Here is a 17,968-nt window from a genome sequence, read left to right on the forward strand (position 1 = left end):
AATAAAACAGGTCATGGCTAACATAGGAGACAACGACAACGCTACGTTTTCTTCTATTGGCACGAAATAAAAATAGCAGTATGATTAATATGTATTTATTTTTGCTTAAATTCAGCCGCCCTGTGAAATCAAACTCACAGGGTTATTTTTATATTACGCTGTTTATTTAGGTAGGAGATAGATAAGAATAATCAATCTGGTATATATATTTACCTAAGCTATACTAAGTAAACATCGCTATACTTTGATTGATATCTTGCTAGTTTGCCCTCGTACCCTACGTAGGGCTTTTTTTATTTCTTTTTATAGCAAATCCTTAATTCTTTGACTAGTATCATTATTTAATATCTCGCCCATGTATATTCTGTATATGAAATTTGACTTTATCTATTCAGTCATTTGATTAGCCATTATTGTATATAAACTTTTTGCCTATTTTTATTTTGCGCTCCATTTCTATGTGAGCGCATTTTTATTGAGGTAGCACAAAGACAATGGATAGTCTCCTCGTTATACTACCTCTACTCTTATAACAACAATCCTCTCCTCTAGTTCAATACCTTACTTTTCAGCCCATACCTCACATGGGCTTTTTTAATTTACACACTCCGTTCTAATGTAATCCTGCAAATACAAAGTTTGCTGTTCGTTCTCGACTATCATTTCTCTGAGACGTAAATAATCTTGTTCAACTGCTTTGTTAAGTCGTGCGGAAGCTTCATTGCTTCCGCTTTCGGTGGAATTCTTGGTGACTGCTGGACACTCGGCTTTGACGTACACCCGCTTATTGCCAGAGTTAACAGCATCACGAAGAGTGCTGATTTCATTCTTTGCACTAGCTAACTCCTGTGAATGACGAATATCGAGTTGGTTTAATCGAGTGATACGTGCTTGATAGTCGTTGTTGATTTCGACTTGCTGTGAAAGTTGCTCAGTGAGTGATTGGTTTTTTTTACTCAGGTCAACAACTTCTTTCATGGCTAGCACTGAAAAGAACAGCATTGCGCCCCATAAAATCACAGGAACCCAAGGTGTTAATTTACTCATGCCGGATATGCCTTGTGGGTTAATTGGAAATGAGGACCATCTTTAAATGTTTTCCAGTTACCGCCCCACTCGATATCGACACCTAGCTCTTTCGCCGCTTGCATCATGGCATCAGCTACTTTTTTAAAGTATGACCAATCGTTCCAAGGGATCTGATTATTTACCAGCGGAGCACAATCAACAGCGTGGCCGGTTAAGTGACGACTATTCATCGTTTGGCTTTTGCCACTTGCAACTAATTGTCGCTGCCTGGCTTCGTTGCGCTTACCTTCAATCACCATAAAATCAATATCGGTAATTTCTAATGCTCGATGTACTACTTTAACCAAATCAGGGTGAACGCCACGGAGGTTTTCTTCGCTACGCCTGCTTAATCTAAACTTACTCACTTTTCACCCCCACTTTATTTTTAATCATATTGCTTGCCTTCTCTACACCCCAATAACCAATCATCACGCTGGTGAAATAAGCTAAGTCTGGGTTCATACCAAGAAGAGAGAGTAGGTCTTTAGCGAACCAACCTAAGAAGGCGCATAAGAATCCATCTAAAAGCGTCTTCTTCCACCCACCTCCGTTATACATCCCTCTCAATATCGCGACAGTTCCAGCCAAACCAGCAAACATTCCTTGTTCTTTATATTGAGATAGATAACTAAATACCTGATCCCAAAATTCAGGGGTTTCTTTCATATGATTCATACTCACCCCCTATTTGGAGGAATTAGTTAATAGAACGCCGACTCACAGCTCTTGTGTGAACGTGAGGTGTTGTGATTGATTTTGTGGTCGGCATATACGAAGACATTTCGAAAGTGTGTTCGATATGGTAGAAACAAAAAAAAAGGCCACGCAATGCGTAGCCCTTAAGCAATTGATAGTTGCTTAATTAATAACCTCTTTTATATATTTGCCGGTCTATTTGCACCTTCTGACTAGCTTTAATACTATTTAGCGTACTATCAGCATAGGGGTCATCTTTAGGTTTTTCCTTGCTAAAATCCTGTCCAGAAGACGCACAAGCAGAAAGCATTACCGCAAAAACTAATATAAACAGCCTCATGTTATACCTCATAATCATATTTATGTTAGGTTTTAGACCTGTCGAAGCCTGTAAGTTCAGATCAGTAACTAAACTAAATCTAAACGTTAATAAAATTAGAAGTATCATCGAGGCATACGCTGAGAGTGTATGCCTTCAGGTTCCCTATGGCGTGTGTGCTTCTATCCTGATAAGTACAGATACCCCATGCAAGTTAGCCAATCAGCCTTGGCATTCTCCACAATGAAAACCCTACTCGCTTTAATGCCGCTATGTGCAAGATAGAAGCTAGCAAATAGAGTTTTCATTGCCTAGAAAGCAAAAAACCCCGCAGATGCGAGGTCTTGATAAAATTTAGTGTGGTTGAGTAATAAATCGCCCACTATTTAAAGATGATAAGGCAATCTTATTCAAAATGCAAGCTTTCACTGTTTGTATAACCAGTTATTTTGTAACCTTGTTGAATATTGCATCCGCGCTACTCTCTTCACTAAAACATTTGCTGATTAACTTCTCATAGAACGGTTTCCAGTTACGAGACCATGTTGGTTGGGTTAACTCAGGTACTATGTGTCTTATTGCCTGATATGCGACTGAAGAGGGCATTCTCTTATAACCCCTACCAGAGCAACGAGGGCAATCTTTAAATACAGGTACTCCGCCTTGTAACTCTGTTTGCTCTTCATCTAAAACCTTTCCGCGCCCCTTGCAACGACAACGATAGGTTAGTTTTCCTTTTCCATTGCAGATTTGGCACAACTCCCCAACAAGCTCATTTTTTACTTTAGGCTCAACAATAACATCGCCATTAAAATTGATAATGCCTGAATGCTTAACAACATCTTTACAGTTGTAAACCACGCCTTTACCTTTACATACTTGGCATTCACAAACCGAACCGGCTGAACGGGCATAATCTTCAAACGCCATTTTTGCGAGGATCACTAAACAGTAACCCAACTTATTGCCCGCCGATTTCGCCACCAGCTTGGGTGTTACTCTAAGTGCGTATTGCGTTAACTGCTCTACGGTGCTGAACTTGTCCTCTTCACTCACGTCATTCTTAGCAAAAAACGCAGACATGCCAAACTTAGCTCGTTGCTCTGTCATACCTAGTGCCCCAGCGCTATCCATCCCTTTTAATCTGTCAGGTGAAGTAGAGCAAGAGCTATCACTGAATGTAGGTGACTTCGGATAAAATTGCTTTAGTGCTGATTCTAATTTCATTACGCCACTTCCTTATGTTGTCTTGAAAATACTAACTCTCTTACCTCACAAGCTTCTATTAGCATGTCATTAAAATCACCATTATCAGGCCATCTCACACTGACCGTTTCTACATCATTATTAGAAAGTAGGTTTTTATGTGCGCACTCCATAGCTGCAGCATGACCTGCCGCGCTCCAATCCATATCGGTAAAAATAACAAGATGAGTGACACCTTTCGGGGCTTTGAATTTCTTCATGAAATTAGTATTGATGACCGACCAAGTATTTACGCCATAGAGTTGTTTACAGGAAAGTGCTGTCTCGATACCTTCAGCAATGCCAAGCGTGGTATCGACAGGAAACATTCTTATCGCAACGGACTCTGCATACTCTAAATAATTATCTTCCTGCACAGCTGTCATTTTCTTCACAATATCAAGGCGAGCTTTTTTATCCCCTTGCAAATACGTTCTATGTAAATAACAAAGTTGTCCTTTTGCATCTGTGGCTAGTGACCAAATAGCTTGAAATTTGTCAGAACTATTACGAACAGGTTGATGAGCACAATAACGAACATTATCCGTAGGTAATTCAAAAACGCCTCGGTTCTGTAAATACTGCATGGCGGGTGTATTTTTCAGTGTTGGTAATTTGGAATAACAGCCGGTGATGCGTTGAAATAAATTCCCTTTTGGTTTCTCTTTTGTTGTTGGTACTTCTTTTTCTCGGTGATTACCAATCAACACATCAATTTCATCTGCTAATGTTTTAAAGTCTTTACCCTGTGTTCTTTCCAGTAATTGGAATCCATTACCCGAACCACACGTACAGATGTAAGTTCCTCGCCCGTCCTTATCATCAATACGGAATTTTCCTTTTTGTCCGCAGATAGGGCACTTTCCTTTAAAGTGCTTACGCCCCGTTATAGGAGGTAATCCATAATGTGCAAATATTTTTGCCCATAGCCCTTTTACGGCATCAATTGTATTCACAGTAAACCTCCTTGCTGTGGCTGGTGGCTAATTTGAGTGCGTAATTTTTGAATATTGACTTGTGCCTTCTTGCGAGATTTAGCAAAGGCAATTTGTTTGTATTTAATAAAGTTGCTCACTTCGGGTGTAATTTCTTGTGGTGTGTCATGAAAACCTTGTGGCCATACACCAAATTTGTCTTTGAAAGTATTGGATACCCAACCATCGCTGATCGGCTTACCCTGTGTCGCACGTTGATTCTGGTAGTATTTCAATTGAGACCACCAGCTTTGCTTATCTTCACGGGTATAAGTGCGCTCTTTTTTATTCAACTTTTTGATGTTTCGGCTAGTATCAACATCGATATCTTCACCCACTAAAGGTTTAAACCCACATTTAGGGCAAACATAAACACCTGCAGGTTTCATGTAATGGCAAGAGGAACATTCTTTCGGTTTCTTCTCTCGTTTTTCTTGCTCTCTGCTAGACGAAGATTCACTCATACCGTCGTTTTTGGTAGGCAGTTCGTCATATTCAATATCATCGGGATAACCTAAACGGTGAACAGAACCGGAGTGATCGAAAATAAGGCAAGCCTCTTTTCCTGGTGCGGTACGCAATCCTCTACCAATAGCCTGACACCAACGAATTTCTGATTTAGTCGGACGAGCGTAAATAATGCAACGGACATCACTATCAAAGCCGGCAATCAATGTTCCTACACTTACAAGCACCTTGGTCGCGCCCTGCTCAAACCTGTGAATAATAATTTGACGCTCATCATGTGGCGTATCTGCAGTGATCACCTCGGCATTCACACCTGCACGGTTAAACTCAACAGTGACAAAATTGGCATGACTGACTGTGACGCAAAAGCAAATCGTAGGTAGGTTTCGACCATTCACCAGCCAGTTATCAACAATATCTCCCACCAAATCAGCACCACTCATGATTTCAGCAATTTCAGCTTCTTTGTAATCACTGCCGAACTCTGCGTTGCTGGACGATTTTACTTTTGATAAGTCTGGTTTAGTTGGTGCATAGAACTCGTATGAGCTTAAATCACCACGCTTGATTAACTCTTTCATGGTGGTGGGCTTGATTAGTGTTTCGTAGTAATGACCAAGAAATGGCGCAAAAGGCGTACCGGACAAACCAATTACCTTGAATTCACTTTCACTGATCACTTCTAATATTTTCTTACGGCGTAAATGCGCCTCATCGATAATGAGTAAATCGATGTTGTCTGGAAAATCTCTACGAATAACGGTATCTGCTGACGCTATCTGAATAAAACGGGTCGGATCGTAATTAGGATGATCGCGCCATACATAGCTAATCTCTTCGGCTGGCAACCCATACTCAATAAAACGGCTGGCTGTTTGATCAATCAAAATTGTGTAAGGAACAAGAAACATCACTCTCATTCCACGCTGAATATGTCCGTCAGTAATAAACGCGGCTAATGCCGTTTTTCCGCTTCCTGTTGGGCTATAAATCATGAATGTTCTATTTTGCTTCCATGCCTGACGTAACATCGTCAATCCGCGTTCCTGTGCAAAATTTGGTGTGATTGTTAACATCGGTTTCCTCATTTGATAATTAGCACTGCCAAAGGAAGGGATTTATTTTTATTTCTTTGGACGTCTAAACGGCTAGTGGCTTTTTAACACCTATAGAGATCTATATTTAAGATCTACTCACTCCCTTGGCTGTGCCTTCCCTAACACCCCTTTCAAAGATCAACCCCCAAACCCCCTTAGAAAGTTTTCCCCTCTTCCCCAGAAAACAATCTAGACGGCTAAACGTCTTAACCTCCAACACCTCCTAAATCTAATTACTGCTAAATCGATAACGGCTTTGCTGTATACCCTTGCATTGCTCTCTGATAACGCTTTATGAACTCTCTTAATCTGACGTTAGCTTCATGGCGAGCTTTGTTGTCTTTACGGTAGGGAACTTGTTCTCGTTCCCATTCCGTTTGATACACTTCTGAATATTTAACTAATGCCTTCTGCCTCATGCTTGGGCTTAACTTTGTAAGTTGTTCCTGAATCCACTTAGCATCATCAGGGAAGTAATGTTCAGGCATCGGCATGTTGATTTGGTGCACCTAATTGCTCCTTGATTTTGTTTGGAAATGGCTTTATTTCTTCAGCTTCATACCCTCCTAAGCCATTAGTGGAAATGTAAATAATTCGCCCTTTTCGTAAAGCTTGGCTAATTGCAGTTTGATGTACGCCAAGTAGCTCTGCAGTTCTTCCTTGCCCATTTTTTCTAACAAACTCGGATAAAAGTTCTTTTTGCATTTAATACCTCCATAAACAGAATAATACTATAGATATTATTATAATCAATACTTACGGTATTGGAATATTAATATTAATAGTATTAGGATGTATTCATGAAATTAGAGAAAAAACTGACGACAGAACAGCTTGAAGACTGCTATAGGTTGAAAGCTTTGTATGAGTTAAAGAAAAAAGAGCTTAATCTAACTCAGCAGCAAATAGCTGATGAACTAGATATTAGTCAAGGAGCCGTTGGCCATTATCTTAATGGCCGAAATGCTCTTAACTTACAAATTGCCTCTGTTTTTGCTAAAAAACTACAAGTATCAATATCTGAGTTTAGCCCATCCTTAGCTAAAGAAATAACAGAGTTATCAAAAGGATTTGATGCAAATGTTAGTAATCCAAGACCTTATAGACCAGCCCCTAAATACCCCGTTATTAGCTTTGTTCAGGCGGGGAATTGGACCGAGGCCTGTGAACCATATACGTTGAGTGAGATTGACGAATGGTACGAGTCTGAAGTCGCTGTTCAGGGATCTGCTTTTTGGCTTAAGGTTGAAGGTGATTCAATGACAGCCCCAGCTGGAGTAAGTATTCCAGAGGGATCGCTAGTTCTTGTTGATACAGGAAGAGAGCCTATAAATGGAAGTTTGGTGATAGCTAAACTGACTGAAACAAATGAAGCAACATTCAAAAAACTTGTTATGGATGGCGCTAAATATCTTAAAGCACTGAACCCAGCTTACCCAGTTATTACGATCAATGGCAACTGTAAGATCATTGGTGTTGTTGTTCAGATGATGATGCGTTTTGTGTAACACAATGGCCTGACGACACGTTTTAATGAAACATATAAATGATTTTTTTCAGGCTTTAGTGAATTTGGATACAGCAATCTGGAATCTAATTTACCTATTGGTAAAAGGTGCATTCTGGGTATTTGTACTTTATATCGCCGTTAGCATAGCGTGGTTTTGATACCTGACGACACGTTTTAGTGTGTGGTTTTAAACAAACATATACCTTAGTTATCACCAGGTAAATATGTTATTTACATGAAAATAAAAGCATAGTTCATCTGGTGATCTGCTTGTTTATACGGTTTTACTTAATTAAGGATTTTTTATGCTCCTCGGTGATAATGAGCGATTTGTTATAAAATGCGTTATCAGCATTAACAGTTATCCTGCAGATGCTCCCAATATTCCATTAAAAGAATGTATACCTTTACTTATTAGGGAGCACAAGGACAGCGCTGAATCAATAAGTGGTCGTAAGGATATGATTTATGAAATGAATAAGGGGAGATCTGGAATTAGGTTATTATCAATAAAAGAGGATGATAACTACTTATTTCTGCTATTTCAGTATGCTAACAAAGATGTTTCAGACCCTGCTTTCACAAATATAAAAACAGGGGGTAGGAGAGTTGCTAAAAAACAAGAAGGCGAAGGTTTAGGTTGTACAGCGCACTTGATTATAAAGAAAGAGCCTAATAACAAGGCATTTCCAAACCATTATGATGCGATGTTAGAAGAGATACCAGGAATCACTCGTGCGATAATAGGGCAAGCATTGAATAGCTTTTTATCTGATAATCATTTTGGATTTCATCGTGGCAATAATAAAAAAGAGCTAAAATGCCGACCTATGTTTAAGATTGATTTTGCGGCAGAGAAAACATTAGGAAAACAGTTGTCCGCAGGTAAGGTATGTGGACTAGTAGCAGTTAGAAGCTATAAACAAAAATACATTGATAGTAATAATAAAATTAAAATTGAAGAGCAAACACTGAGGCTATCGACAAATATTGGCATTGGTAACAAAGCTTTACAATACTTGAAGGATATATGTGATACACTACGAGGTATGGAATATACTACTTTGCGCATCTCACATAGAGATATAAATAGAAGAACTTCAACCAATTTTGTGAATATAGATAAGGCTCTCAGCCTTCAAGATATTGCAGCTGCGCAGCTAGCAGAAAGAGACAAAGTAATTTTAGCTACACCTATAGAAATCTGCCAAGAGAAATTCCATGATGAGCTAATCAGTAAAATGGTTGGGTATTTTAATAAGTAAAAATTGGAGGGGTTATGTATGTTATTTCAAAGCTGTTTACACCAATATCATATGTTCGCATAAGCCACCCTGAAAAACGTTACTTTGATTTTGTATTGCCAATAATTACTTCAGTACTAATAACTCTAGTTATTTGTTTTTTACCTAACAAAGTAAATTTGATAGGTAAAGATAGCTTAGTTTCCGTCGTAAATGGGATTTTACAAATATTATCAGGATTTTATATTGCATCTATGGCCGCTGTATCTACATTCCAAAAAGATGGTATGGATGATGTAATGAAAGGAGATCCCCCAACACTGAAAGGGGATGAGTTAACTAGAAGAAAGTTCCTTTCTTATCTATTTGGTTATTTAGCCTTTATGAGCATAATGATGTATTTTGCTGGCGGAGCTATACAACTAATCCAAGGTAACTTAGGGCAATTTGAATTATTAAAGGCTTCTTGGTTGAAAATAGGTCTAGTGTTTATATATATATCAGTTATATGCAATATTATTTATACAACAATTCTTGGGATGTATTTTATGATAGATAAAATGCATAGTGCTCCAGAACGATTGGTTATACACAATAAAAAAAACAATAACCAAGATGATTAAGCTTTATGTATAAAACAACAACAGCCCTCCCCGCGAGGGCTTTTTTGTGCCCTCTCCCCGCCAAAGAAGTGATCTGCATTCCAATCTGAGATTTATTTGAAAATAAATTATCTGAAATATCAATAGCTTTTATACTAAAAACAACATTCAATACTTTAAGTATTGAAATAAAATAATACTTAAACTATTATTTATCATGTCAATTGAAAATAAAGGTACAAATATGACCAATGTACATTCTACCGCAACCACTAATTTATCGAAACCTGACATACATACAGGCGTAATGCTACCTATGTTCTTGTTTCGTTTCTGGACTAAAACAGAGTGTCCAGAGAAAAAAGAAGTTATGGCCACCAGCGCTGAACAAGCTAAAGAATTACTTGGTGGTAATGTTGTTTTCTCTGCTCAATTTCCTTGCGAGGCTTAATTATGGCTCACGAACTCAACTTAGAAGCTGTTACAAAAAAAAGCTCTCAATTAAATGCGCTTTTATTTCAACTGAATAATCTTCGAGTTCCTGAAAGCCCTGATGTTGAAACTTTAATAGAACTAGCGCATGAATTATCTGGTGATGTTGTTAACTGGATTCTTGAAGAAAATGCACAGAGAGATAATGGCAATGAATAACACTGAACTAAAGCAATCCGCTTGTGATGAATTACTTTATGCGACTTCTATTTTAAATCTCATTATCAACGATAACGTAACACCTAGCGATAATATGTTTAATGCGATTGAATCTGCAGTAGCCAATATAGAAAGAGCTAAAGAAAATGTATCAAGCATTAATATTGACAAATCACCAAAGCCTATCGGTGAAATTAAAATCAGTAATAACGATACAATTGAAACGGCTGTCGGGTGTATTTTAAATACATTAGAAACTGCAATTAATTTAAAAGTCTCTGAAGAAAGCGGTCACATTAAAAATTACGATATTCAAATTACAAATTTAATCCAGTCAGCCAAATTAAATTTAGAAACTGTTTATGAAAAAGTAAGTTTCACGGAGGCTTAATGAATATTGATGACTTAGTTACTCTTCCTGATTTAAGTAAATTAACAGAAGGTGAACTGGGTAACTTAAGAGGTAATTTAGATTTAGCTATCGATTCACTTGTTACAGGAATGAATATATTCGGTGAGTTTATGTTTTGGGCTGATGCTAATGAAAATTATCCCGATGGTAAAGATCATCTTGGGGATGTGGGATTATCTGTAAGTCAGCTATCGTCATTTATATCAATATTAAATGACAGACTTGGTGGAATTGAATACGAAATATCAAATCGAAAAATAAAAGGAACAAGAAAATGAGCAGACAACACGAAGCTATTGAGAAAGCAACTGACAATCAAATTACTATTGCTATGCGCCCTGTTTATATTATTTCAGGTGCTAATCGTGCTTACTTAAGTGAGCGTTCAGCATTAAATAAGCTAGCAAATATCCTCACCGAGCGTGAACTTCATAAGGAAGGCATTGAGACTAACTATGAAGGTGAACAATGCGAACTTGAAAATGGCACAATCGCTTTTAAGCGTGGCGAACCTACCGAACACTTTATGGATCGCAAGGAAGCTAAACTAACCGAACTCCAAGAGCGATTAAAGCAAGAGCGTAATATTGAACGATTACAAAAAGAATATGCTAAAGCTGTCGCTAAATATGATGATGCAGAAAAAGAAGCTGATAGACTATATTACGAATTAAATAATGCTTTAACCAATAAATAAATCATCCACTAAATAAAAATTAATTATAGCGTTCATGCTAGGGATTGCTGCGCTCTAAATCAGGAGTAAGCAACATGGATAAAGTTAATTTACTTGAAATAAGAAGAAAGCGTTTTATCAACTCAGTGCTTATTTATATTAAACAAAATGGAAAGAAAGCTGAGTTTAAATCAAAGGTAAATAATAAAAATATTATTACAAAAATTAGCTTTGAAAATTTAAATAACTTCTTCCGTGATATCTATGAAGAAAAAGATTGCCGTCAACGTTGTAAGTGGAGTGATAAAGATATCTATAACACCTATGAACGTTTATATAAATCTAATGGTTCTATTTCTGAAATGGGAAAATTCATGATTGATTATATTGTTGAATATTTACCACCTTACTTAAATGGAGAGGAATATAAATATCATGACGTATTCTGAATTCATGAAAAAAGGCAAGCAGTTAGAGGGAAAAGGATTTTATAGACGCGCACTAGAGCAATATAACCAAGCTTTTATTATCGCAGATCCACCAGCTAAAGGCGCAATGAGTTATCAACAAAAAATAAGTAATCAATCGTCAAAGCGTTGTTTAGATAAAGCCAGAATTAAAATACCGGGAGGGTTATTGTGAATAGTAAAAAAATGACACCAGATGAAATCATCGAATATTTAAAAGAAAAAGGTTTCCCAGCCTATTTATTAGATAAAAAAGCGATGAAATCAAATCGTAAATTAACACCAGAAGAACAAGAGATATTTGTTAAGCACATTGTTGATAATTTAAGAACTATTGAAGCAAATAAATACTTAACCTCTTGCCTAGTACGATTTGGACCAGGGATCACCAGCACCTATGCATTTCGTCATGAGAATAACGTTATTGCAATTGATGAAGAAATTATTGAAACGCTCCTGATTCATCAAATTGAAAATATGATCTTAGAGAAGCGCCCTAATGATGGCTACTCGGCTATATGGAAGTTCTATATCAGTAATGACCAACATGAAAAAGATACTGGTGAAAAATGGATGCAGAACTTCATTGATGAAGTATTTATCAAAGGCACTCAGTTTTTAAGCGCTACTGTCTCAAATAATCTAATTCATTAAGGGAAATATATGAATAATTTAATTGGAACACAAAAAGATATTGTTATGTCTAGTTTAGACTTTCTCAATAACATAATAAACCCAGCCAGAATCGAATGCGGTGAACCAGAAGTAAAAAACACACACTTCATTAAACGTATAGAAGATGAGTTGGACGATTTACCAGCGGTAAAAAGTTTTTACCGCTACGGAAATGAAGTGAAAACTTATGATTTGAACATGGATCAGTTAATGCTAGTTGGCATGCGAGAATCAAAAGCGGTTAGGCGCTCGGTACTGGCAACATTAAAGTCGCTTAGTCAACCAAAACCAAAATCACAAGCAGAAATTATTGCTGCTATGGCATTGGCTAACTTAGAAAGCGAACGCCGTATATCTCATGTAGAGCAAAAAGTTGAACAAGTGAATGAAGTCGTTGAGCAAATAAAACAAGGAACCATCCCTGCTGGCTGGATCGGGTACTCTCTGGCTAGAACTAAATCAGGCATGACGGTGGATAAATGCAAAACACTCACCAAACAGTTCAATGTTCGCAGAAATAAAATAACTATTCTTACGCCCGAAGGTATGCCTAGACCGATGGCCATTATTCATGAGGCTGATTTTATATCTGCATTCAAGACAATGATGAATGAAGCCGAGAAACGTGGCACTCGCTGGCATCACCCTAAAATGGGACTATTTCAAGCTATTGGGTGGGAGGATAAATAATGAAAGTAAAATTACCACTCATTGATGCTGACTTAATCCGCGCTGCTTTAGCCTTAATATCCGCGAATGATGATCCTCGCATAGTCACAAAGGTTGTTCACATTAATAACCTATACATAGAAGCAACTAACGGGCATGCATTAATTAAAATGAAACATAATGCAGAGTTCAACCAGGATATTGCTGTTCAGTTTGTATATTCAGTACCTGATGAGGCTGAGTTTCTTGATATCAATAGCCATGATGATGGAAGTCACACTGTTACCTATTACCGTTATGATCAAGATGAGGAATTTAGGCCATTTGAGAAGTCAGAATTAATTCTCATGCGAGGGAGTTACCCCAATTTTGGCGACTTGCTGGACCGCAAATATAAAAAAGGAAAAACACCTTATATAGCATCAGTCTATTTAGCTCTTCCTTATTTAATGTTTGGCAGAGGTAGCGTGGATATTTTGCCTAGCGAAGACGAGCTATCCGTGATGTTTGCCATGGATGCCTTAACATCGGAAATGTATGGGGAGCCTATCTTAATCGCCATGTCCATGAAAAAGGATGTCCACAAATTATCTCAATCCTTACGAGACCAAATCATAGGGAATGACTAATGAAAATTGAATATATTGTGAGTGAAAAGCGGAACGTGGCAAAAGTGGTTATTTTTTCCTTCATCACTGAGCGCAGAAAACTAAATCAGTTAGTTGATCGGGCATTACTTTTTACCCCCGTTCACGAAAGCACTATCGGGTTCTTTTTTCGTGTCACCACTCTTTATGGCAAACCGAGTCACGTATTACGGGCTTACAAGATTATTTGCAAGGAGGCAAACCAGTGATTGAGAAGAACAACACTGATCATGAGATTAATGAATATGACGATCCGCTTATTAAGGCAATTCATCATTTTGATGATGGGCGCTGTTATATCGAGCCTTATCTTCATGACTTAAATTTTAGGCGGTTTATCCATGACGGGGTATATAAGCCCCGCCCTAACCCTAAACAAATTACTAAGCCAAAGTTAACACCGAACATTAAAAAGAAAAAACGTAAATCGAAAGGAGCTCGCCATGCTGAAATTTGATAAAGATAACCGCTTAATTTTAGATGAACTAAAAACACTTGAAGATTATCTGCGGGCTTTGGCTTATTGCAACTCTTCTATTATGCGTATCGATGCGGAGCTTGACAGAAAAGAAGAGAGATACCCTGAATGGGCTACTCGCGCAAAAACAGCCCGTAAATACTTGAACTGGCAACGTCGATATATTTGCGATCAACTGGCTATTTTAAAGCGCCAACGTAAAGAGGTCGATTATTCACGCCGAATACTCAGAAATGAAATTTTAGTTGCTGAGCTTAAAAAGCTCATTACTCACGAAGAGTTTATGCAACTTGTTAATAAAGCTGAAACAGAAGCTAGCGCGCAATTAGTCTCTGTCTTGGAGGTAGATCATGACTACGACTGATCCTGTTTTAATTAAATTAATTTCAGACAACATTGCTGATCCCGGTGATATAACTGATGCCGTCTGGAAAGCTGGTTATCGTAAAACAGATTTTACCACTGAGCAGATCATTGATATTACGGTGAGTATGACGGGTGACTCTATCCTTTTAAAGCTACCTCATGACACCTTGCCTAAGACATTGGATGACATTAGCAAATATCATTTAAACGATATCATTTTTGATGCTCATTGGGATAACCCACCAGCGACTATCGCACAGGCTATTATGGAGAACGGGTATAGGGAAGGAAATAAAAAATGACAACTGTGACTCGATACATTAAGTGGAAGGAAATGATCCAGTTAACTGGCAAAAGCAAACCTACAATTTGGAGAATGTACGCAAAACGAAATGAGTTTCCCAGACCAGAAAGAACAAAAGGTGGTACGTTTTTAGGTTGGCCAGAACATGTCTATGAAGAGTGGGTTAGAAGTGGAAAACTGTAATGCTAACTTGACCCGTTACTTGACCCGCATCTCTTGCGGGTTTCTTTTTAAAATCGTCTAACTTGCTGATTTTAAATGGTACGCCCTACAGGATTCGAACCTGTGACCTACGGCTTAGAAGGCCGTTGCTCTATCCAACTGAGCTAAGGGCGCCTAGAAGAACTTAGACGTCAGCAAGACTGCTGATAACGGGTGTGAATTATACGTTCAACATTCTGAGAGTCAACGCTTTTTCAACGATATCAAACTATATGGTCAAAATATGGCAAGTATTCGACTGACAGATTGCTCTTGATCTGACAAAATAGACCAATACCGTAATTGAATAATTTGGATGTATAGATGTCAGCAAGAATTATAGATGGGAAATCGATTGCGCAGACCATCAGAAGCGAAGTTGCAGAAAAAGTAAAACAACGTATTAATGCAGGAAAACGAGCACCTGGTTTAGCTGTTATTTTAGTGGGTGATAACCCAGCATCACAGATTTATGTTGGAAGTAAACGTCGCGCTTGTGAAGAAGTTGGCTTTATTTCTCGCTCTTATGATTTACCAGATACTACCAGTGAAGCTGATTTATTAAATCTGATCGACCAGCTGAACGCGGACAATACCATTGATGGTATCCTCGTTCAGCTTCCTTTACCTGCTGGAATTGATAATGTTAAGGTTTTAGAACGTATTCATCCAGATAAAGATGTCGATGGTTTTCACCCTTACAATATCGGTCGCCTATGTCAACGAGCGCCTAAATTACGCCCTTGCACACCTCGTGGTATAGTCACGCTACTAGAGCGTTGTAATATTCCTATGAATGGCTTAAACGCCGTGATTATTGGCGCATCAAATATCGTTGGACGCCCAATGAGCTTAGAGCTATTACTTGCGGGTTGTACTACAACGGTTACTCACCGTTTTACTAAAGATCTGCGTTTTCATGTTGAACACGCAGATTTAGTCGTTGTGGCGGTAGGTAAACCTAACTTTATTCCTGGTGAGTGGATCAAACCGGGCGCAATCGTGATTGATGTCGGTATAAACCGTCTTGAAAGTGGTAAAGTTGTCGGGGATGTTGATTTTGAAGCCGCCTCTCAACGTGCGGGCTGGATTTCTCCCGTCCCTGGTGGCGTAGGCCCAATGACAGTCGCTACACTTATTCAAAATACTTTGCAAGCATGCGAAGAATACCACGACCCTGAAACAGGAAATAATTAATCGATGGAAACATTTCAATTAGATGGGCACGACTATGTCGAGCTTTGTGATTTATTAAAACTTCAAGGTTGGACTGAAAGCGGAGCTGCTGCAAAAAGCGTCATTGCTGAAGGTTTAGTGAGCGTTGACGGTGAAGTTGAAACCCGTAAACGCTGTAAAATTGTTGCAGGAAAAGTTGTCACCTTTGGTGAGTTTTCCGTTAGCGTCAGCAAATAATCAGCAAATCAATTAATATTGAAAAAGCGTCGCTATCTCAGCCTCGCTTTTTTTCTTTTTAATCCATTTTTACCTTCAATATCGCTTTTCTTCCTCTTTTTTCTTATTTAATCATATTTAAAAAAAAGAAAACCATATAACCAATTGAATAAAAACAAAATTATTAAATTTAGTTTAATCTATTTAAATTTAGTTCATCATTTTTAAGCTTATCTATGGTTATAATCTCCTTTCGTCGTTCAGCAAATTGTACATTTTATAAAAAAATAGATAAAAAGAAGTGCTATAAGTTATTATTTTATATATGGATAACACTTTTTAACCATTACTGTAAAACTTCAGCAACAAACCTTTTTATTGATACTTTTATCCGTTTATTCATGTTTAAATGCACTAAAATGTGATTTAGATCTAATTTATTTCTCCTTTTATTAGGCAAAAGAACATTGTTTGTACTAAATTAAAGGTTATAATTTGAAACGATTCAGCCTAATGATACAATTTCAGCTGTTATTTTGTGATATTTAAGTCTTTTTTGCCTTTTATCTAACAGGAGATTTTATGCTCGACTTACCCACTCAAGGTATCTCTGTTTTTGCTAAATTACAGCAAAAATTGATGCCTGTTCTTTTATTTAAGGTAAGGAACTAGCATGAAACGCAGAGTAGCAACCATCACACTTAATCCTGCATATGATCTTGTTGGTTTAAGCCATCCTATTGAGCTCGGTGAAGTCAATCGTGTTAAAACAGCTGGCTTCCATGCTGCAGGTAAAGGCATCAATGTGGCTAAAGTTTTAAAAAGCCTTGGTGTTGATGTCACTGTTGGTGGTTTTTTAGGTAAAGAAAACCAAGATGGATTCCAAAAAGAGTTTAGTGACACGGGTATCGCTAACCGTTTTCAAATGGTTGAAGGCCGAACTCGTATTAATGTTAAACTCACGGAACCCAATGGCAAAGTCACTGACTTCAATTTTTCTGGTTTTGAAATAACAAAACAGGACTGGACGCGCTTTGTTAACGACACGCTAAGTTGGGCGGGTCAATTTGATATGATTTGTGTTAGTGGTAGCGTTCCACCTAGCGTTGATCTCAATGATTTTACTGCATGGATGACACGCTTACGTAGCGAATGTATGTGTTTAATCTTCGACAGTAGCCGAGATGCCTTTGTCGCGGGATTAAAAGCCTCCCCTTGGCTGGTTAAACCGAATCATCATGAACTAGAGATTTGGGCGGGTAGATCCTTACCTACGCTTTCTGATGTTGTGCAAGCAGCGCAAGCATTACGCCAGCAAGGTATTGCTCATGTTGTTATTTCATTAGGTGAGCAAGGTGCAATGTGGGTTAATGCCTCTGGTGCATGGATGGCGAAACCCCCTAAATGTGATGTTGTCAGCACCGTCGGAGCTGGAGATTCAATGGTTGGTGGTTTAATTTATGGTTTAATGATGCGACAAACCAGTGAACACACCTTACGTCTTGCGACGGCTGTTTCTGCACTCGCGGTGAGCCAAACCAATGTTGGTATTCATGATCGCGAACAATTAGCAAAAATGATGACAGAAGTAGAATTAACCCCTCTAAAATTATAAGTAATAACCCTCAGTGGTAAATTGAATAATATTAAGTAGAATTACCACTGCCTCCATTAAATATATTAACGCTAATATTATAAAACATCCAAAATAGAATCTCTTTAATTGATTAATGTTTTTTATTATTAGATCAAACTTTATTTTTTCTGTTTATTCGATAAACTTCACTTTAATAAAATTTAATAA

Annotated in this window: 29 protein-coding genes and 1 tRNA gene; 21 read left to right on the plus strand and 9 right to left on the minus strand. The window is 37.9% G+C overall.

Going from position 1 to position 17,968, the window contains the following annotated elements; genetic code table 11:
• Positions 1-594: 594 nt before the first annotated feature.
• From DK865_RS01980 to DK865_RS02020, 8 genes are all read right to left on the minus strand, one after another.
• Complete coding sequence (locus DK865_RS01980; RefSeq protein WP_109391052.1) at positions 595-1,047, minus strand: lysis protein; 453 nt, start codon at positions 1,045-1,047, stop codon at positions 595-597.
• A complete protein-coding gene (locus tag DK865_RS01985; protein WP_109391053.1) occupies positions 1,044-1,436 on the minus strand; it encodes a M15 family metallopeptidase in 393 nt (130 codons plus the stop codon). The genes DK865_RS01980 and DK865_RS01985 overlap by 4 nt, the downstream gene beginning before the upstream one ends.
• Positions 1,429-1,746, minus strand: coding sequence for a phage holin, lambda family (locus DK865_RS01990; RefSeq protein WP_109391054.1), 318 nt, complete (start codon positions 1,744-1,746; stop codon positions 1,429-1,431). Before DK865_RS01990 ends, DK865_RS01985 begins: the two co-directional genes overlap by 8 nt.
• A 784-nt stretch (positions 1,747-2,530) precedes the next feature.
• Positions 2,531-3,313, minus strand: a complete 783-nt coding sequence (locus tag DK865_RS02000) for an antitermination protein (protein WP_109391056.1) — start codon at positions 3,311-3,313, stop codon at positions 2,531-2,533.
• On the minus strand, positions 3,313-4,287 hold the full coding sequence (locus DK865_RS02005; RefSeq protein ID WP_109391057.1) for a DUF7146 domain-containing protein: 975 nt from the start codon (positions 4,285-4,287) through the stop codon (positions 3,313-3,315). The genes DK865_RS02000 and DK865_RS02005 overlap by 1 nt, the downstream gene beginning before the upstream one ends.
• A complete protein-coding gene (locus DK865_RS02010; RefSeq protein WP_109391058.1) occupies positions 4,284-5,849 on the minus strand; it encodes a DEAD/DEAH box helicase family protein in 1,566 nt (521 codons plus the stop codon). The genes DK865_RS02005 and DK865_RS02010 overlap by 4 nt, the downstream gene beginning before the upstream one ends.
• A 260-nt stretch (positions 5,850-6,109) precedes the next feature.
• Entirely contained in the window at positions 6,110-6,358 is a 249-nt protein-coding gene (locus DK865_RS02015; protein ID WP_083629123.1) for a hypothetical protein, read from the minus strand.
• Complete coding sequence (locus DK865_RS02020) at positions 6,351-6,575, minus strand: Cro/CI family transcriptional regulator (RefSeq protein WP_020946099.1); 225 nt, start codon at positions 6,573-6,575, stop codon at positions 6,351-6,353. Before DK865_RS02020 ends, DK865_RS02015 begins: the two co-directional genes overlap by 8 nt.
• 95 nt (positions 6,576-6,670) lie before the next feature.
• On the opposite strand from DK865_RS02020, the gene DK865_RS02025 reads away from it, so the two are divergent.
• From DK865_RS02025 to DK865_RS02110, 18 genes are all read left to right on the plus strand, one after another.
• Entirely contained in the window at positions 6,671-7,378 is a 708-nt protein-coding gene (locus tag DK865_RS02025) for a LexA family protein (RefSeq protein WP_109391059.1), read from the plus strand.
• A gap of 307 nt (positions 7,379-7,685) precedes the next feature.
• A complete protein-coding gene (locus DK865_RS02030; RefSeq protein ID WP_109391060.1) occupies positions 7,686-8,645 on the plus strand; it encodes a hypothetical protein in 960 nt (319 codons plus the stop codon).
• A 14-nt stretch (positions 8,646-8,659) separates the two neighbouring features.
• Positions 8,660-9,247, plus strand: a complete 588-nt coding sequence (locus DK865_RS02035) for a hypothetical protein (RefSeq protein WP_109391061.1) — start codon at positions 8,660-8,662, stop codon at positions 9,245-9,247.
• A 223-nt stretch (positions 9,248-9,470) separates the two neighbouring features.
• The gene (locus DK865_RS02040; RefSeq protein ID WP_109391062.1) at positions 9,471-9,677 is read left to right on the plus strand and encodes a hypothetical protein; all 207 of its coding nucleotides are present in this window, start codon (positions 9,471-9,473) and stop codon (positions 9,675-9,677) included.
• A 2-nt stretch (positions 9,678-9,679) separates the two neighbouring features.
• On the plus strand, positions 9,680-9,877 hold the full coding sequence (locus tag DK865_RS02045; protein ID WP_109391063.1) for a hypothetical protein: 198 nt from the start codon (positions 9,680-9,682) through the stop codon (positions 9,875-9,877).
• Positions 9,864-10,268, plus strand: a complete 405-nt coding sequence (locus tag DK865_RS02050; RefSeq protein ID WP_109391064.1) for a hypothetical protein — start codon at positions 9,864-9,866, stop codon at positions 10,266-10,268. Before DK865_RS02045 ends, DK865_RS02050 begins: the two co-directional genes overlap by 14 nt.
• Positions 10,268-10,567, plus strand: a complete 300-nt coding sequence (locus DK865_RS02055) for a hypothetical protein (protein WP_109391065.1) — start codon at positions 10,268-10,270, stop codon at positions 10,565-10,567. Before DK865_RS02050 ends, DK865_RS02055 begins: the two co-directional genes overlap by 1 nt.
• Positions 10,564-10,986, plus strand: coding sequence for a hypothetical protein (locus tag DK865_RS02060; RefSeq protein ID WP_072070106.1), 423 nt, complete (start codon positions 10,564-10,566; stop codon positions 10,984-10,986). The genes DK865_RS02055 and DK865_RS02060 overlap by 4 nt, the downstream gene beginning before the upstream one ends.
• Positions 10,987-11,060: 74 nt before the next feature.
• On the plus strand, positions 11,061-11,414 hold the full coding sequence (locus DK865_RS02065; protein ID WP_109391066.1) for a hypothetical protein: 354 nt from the start codon (positions 11,061-11,063) through the stop codon (positions 11,412-11,414).
• Positions 11,401-11,607 (plus strand): hypothetical protein, encoded by a 207-nt coding sequence (locus DK865_RS02070; RefSeq protein WP_109391067.1) that lies wholly within the window; start codon positions 11,401-11,403, stop codon positions 11,605-11,607. The genes DK865_RS02065 and DK865_RS02070 overlap by 14 nt, the downstream gene beginning before the upstream one ends.
• Positions 11,604-12,086 carry a hypothetical protein gene (locus DK865_RS02075; protein ID WP_109391068.1) on the plus strand — a complete coding sequence of 161 codons (483 nt, stop codon included), beginning with the start codon at positions 11,604-11,606 and terminating at the stop codon, positions 12,084-12,086. Before DK865_RS02070 ends, DK865_RS02075 begins: the two co-directional genes overlap by 4 nt.
• Before the next feature lie 9 nt (positions 12,087-12,095).
• Entirely contained in the window at positions 12,096-12,797 is a 702-nt protein-coding gene (locus DK865_RS02080; protein WP_228407712.1) for a hypothetical protein, read from the plus strand.
• Entirely contained in the window at positions 12,797-13,405 is a 609-nt protein-coding gene (locus DK865_RS02085) for a hypothetical protein (RefSeq protein ID WP_094959992.1), read from the plus strand. Before DK865_RS02080 ends, DK865_RS02085 begins: the two co-directional genes overlap by 1 nt.
• Positions 13,405-13,632, plus strand: a complete 228-nt coding sequence (locus DK865_RS02090) for a hypothetical protein (RefSeq protein ID WP_109391069.1) — start codon at positions 13,405-13,407, stop codon at positions 13,630-13,632. The genes DK865_RS02085 and DK865_RS02090 overlap by 1 nt, the downstream gene beginning before the upstream one ends.
• On the plus strand, positions 13,629-13,880 hold the full coding sequence (locus DK865_RS02095) for a hypothetical protein (RefSeq protein ID WP_109391070.1): 252 nt from the start codon (positions 13,629-13,631) through the stop codon (positions 13,878-13,880). The genes DK865_RS02090 and DK865_RS02095 overlap by 4 nt, the downstream gene beginning before the upstream one ends.
• On the plus strand, positions 13,867-14,265 hold the full coding sequence (locus tag DK865_RS02100; protein ID WP_080047932.1) for a hypothetical protein: 399 nt from the start codon (positions 13,867-13,869) through the stop codon (positions 14,263-14,265). The genes DK865_RS02095 and DK865_RS02100 overlap by 14 nt, the downstream gene beginning before the upstream one ends.
• Positions 14,252-14,569 (plus strand): hypothetical protein, encoded by a 318-nt coding sequence (locus tag DK865_RS02105; RefSeq protein ID WP_109391071.1) that lies wholly within the window; start codon positions 14,252-14,254, stop codon positions 14,567-14,569. The genes DK865_RS02100 and DK865_RS02105 overlap by 14 nt, the downstream gene beginning before the upstream one ends.
• Before the next feature lie 32 nt (positions 14,570-14,601).
• Positions 14,602-14,754 (plus strand): helix-turn-helix transcriptional regulator, encoded by a 153-nt coding sequence (locus tag DK865_RS02110; protein WP_323368335.1) that lies wholly within the window; start codon positions 14,602-14,604, stop codon positions 14,752-14,754.
• Positions 14,755-14,830: 76 nt separating this feature from the next.
• On the opposite strand, the gene DK865_RS02115 is transcribed toward DK865_RS02110, so the two are convergent.
• Positions 14,831-14,907, minus strand: a tRNA-Arg gene (locus tag DK865_RS02115).
• A gap of 189 nt (positions 14,908-15,096) precedes the next feature.
• Here DK865_RS02115 and folD point away from each other — a divergent pair.
• The 3 genes from folD (at position 15,097) to fruK (ending at position 17,779) form a co-directional block, all read left to right on the plus strand.
• Positions 15,097-15,969, plus strand: a complete 873-nt coding sequence (folD, locus tag DK865_RS02120; RefSeq protein ID WP_075673948.1) for a bifunctional methylenetetrahydrofolate dehydrogenase/methenyltetrahydrofolate cyclohydrolase FolD — start codon at positions 15,097-15,099, stop codon at positions 15,967-15,969.
• A 3-nt stretch (positions 15,970-15,972) separates the two neighbouring features.
• Positions 15,973-16,185 (plus strand): ribosome-associated protein YbcJ, encoded by a 213-nt coding sequence (gene ybcJ / locus DK865_RS02125; protein ID WP_023582608.1) that lies wholly within the window; start codon positions 15,973-15,975, stop codon positions 16,183-16,185.
• Positions 16,186-16,837: 652 nt separating this feature from the next.
• On the plus strand, positions 16,838-17,779 hold the full coding sequence (fruK, locus tag DK865_RS02130) for a 1-phosphofructokinase (RefSeq protein ID WP_023582609.1): 942 nt from the start codon (positions 16,838-16,840) through the stop codon (positions 17,777-17,779).
• Positions 17,780-17,968 lie beyond the last annotated feature (189 nt).

The sequence above is a fragment of the Proteus cibi genome (assembly GCF_003144405.1).
Taxonomy (GTDB): domain Bacteria; phylum Pseudomonadota; class Gammaproteobacteria; order Enterobacterales; family Enterobacteriaceae; genus Proteus; species Proteus cibi.

Excerpts from the sequence above, each read along its gene's own strand:
- DK865_RS01980 (WP_109391052.1), bottom strand. The coding sequence starts at position 1,047 with ATGAGTAAATTAACACCTTGGGTTCCTGTGATTTTATGGGGCGCAATG.
- DK865_RS01990 (WP_109391054.1), bottom strand. The coding sequence starts at position 1,746 with ATGAATCATATGAAAGAAACCCCTGAATTTTGGGATCAGGTATTTAGT.
- DK865_RS02000 (WP_109391056.1), bottom strand. The coding sequence starts at position 3,313 with ATGAAATTAGAATCAGCACTAAAGCAATTTTATCCGAAGTCACCTACA.
- DK865_RS02010 (WP_109391058.1), bottom strand. The coding sequence starts at position 5,849 with ATGTTAACAATCACACCAAATTTTGCACAGGAACGCGGATTGACGATG.
- DK865_RS02015 (WP_083629123.1), bottom strand. The coding sequence starts at position 6,358 with ATGCCTGAACATTACTTCCCTGATGATGCTAAGTGGATTCAGGAACAA.
- DK865_RS02020 (WP_020946099.1), bottom strand. The coding sequence starts at position 6,575 with ATGCAAAAAGAACTTTTATCCGAGTTTGTTAGAAAAAATGGGCAAGGA.
- DK865_RS02025 (WP_109391059.1), top strand. The coding sequence starts at position 6,671 with ATGAAATTAGAGAAAAAACTGACGACAGAACAGCTTGAAGACTGCTAT.
- DK865_RS02030 (WP_109391060.1), top strand. The coding sequence starts at position 7,686 with ATGCTCCTCGGTGATAATGAGCGATTTGTTATAAAATGCGTTATCAGC.
- DK865_RS02035 (WP_109391061.1), top strand. The coding sequence starts at position 8,660 with ATGTATGTTATTTCAAAGCTGTTTACACCAATATCATATGTTCGCATA.
- DK865_RS02040 (WP_109391062.1), top strand. The coding sequence starts at position 9,471 with ATGACCAATGTACATTCTACCGCAACCACTAATTTATCGAAACCTGAC.
- DK865_RS02045 (WP_109391063.1), top strand. The coding sequence starts at position 9,680 with ATGGCTCACGAACTCAACTTAGAAGCTGTTACAAAAAAAAGCTCTCAA.
- DK865_RS02050 (WP_109391064.1), top strand. The coding sequence starts at position 9,864 with ATGGCAATGAATAACACTGAACTAAAGCAATCCGCTTGTGATGAATTA.
- DK865_RS02055 (WP_109391065.1), top strand. The coding sequence starts at position 10,268 with ATGAATATTGATGACTTAGTTACTCTTCCTGATTTAAGTAAATTAACA.
- DK865_RS02060 (WP_072070106.1), top strand. The coding sequence starts at position 10,564 with ATGAGCAGACAACACGAAGCTATTGAGAAAGCAACTGACAATCAAATT.
- DK865_RS02065 (WP_109391066.1), top strand. The coding sequence starts at position 11,061 with ATGGATAAAGTTAATTTACTTGAAATAAGAAGAAAGCGTTTTATCAAC.
- DK865_RS02070 (WP_109391067.1), top strand. The coding sequence starts at position 11,401 with ATGACGTATTCTGAATTCATGAAAAAAGGCAAGCAGTTAGAGGGAAAA.
- DK865_RS02080 (WP_228407712.1), top strand. The coding sequence starts at position 12,096 with ATGAATAATTTAATTGGAACACAAAAAGATATTGTTATGTCTAGTTTA.
- DK865_RS02085 (WP_094959992.1), top strand. The coding sequence starts at position 12,797 with ATGAAAGTAAAATTACCACTCATTGATGCTGACTTAATCCGCGCTGCT.
- DK865_RS02090 (WP_109391069.1), top strand. The coding sequence starts at position 13,405 with ATGAAAATTGAATATATTGTGAGTGAAAAGCGGAACGTGGCAAAAGTG.
- DK865_RS02100 (WP_080047932.1), top strand. The coding sequence starts at position 13,867 with ATGCTGAAATTTGATAAAGATAACCGCTTAATTTTAGATGAACTAAAA.
- DK865_RS02105 (WP_109391071.1), top strand. The coding sequence starts at position 14,252 with ATGACTACGACTGATCCTGTTTTAATTAAATTAATTTCAGACAACATT.
- DK865_RS02110 (WP_323368335.1), top strand. The coding sequence starts at position 14,602 with ATGATCCAGTTAACTGGCAAAAGCAAACCTACAATTTGGAGAATGTAC.
- folD (WP_075673948.1), top strand. The coding sequence starts at position 15,097 with ATGTCAGCAAGAATTATAGATGGGAAATCGATTGCGCAGACCATCAGA.
- ybcJ (WP_023582608.1), top strand. The coding sequence starts at position 15,973 with ATGGAAACATTTCAATTAGATGGGCACGACTATGTCGAGCTTTGTGAT.
- fruK (WP_023582609.1), top strand. The coding sequence starts at position 16,838 with ATGAAACGCAGAGTAGCAACCATCACACTTAATCCTGCATATGATCTT.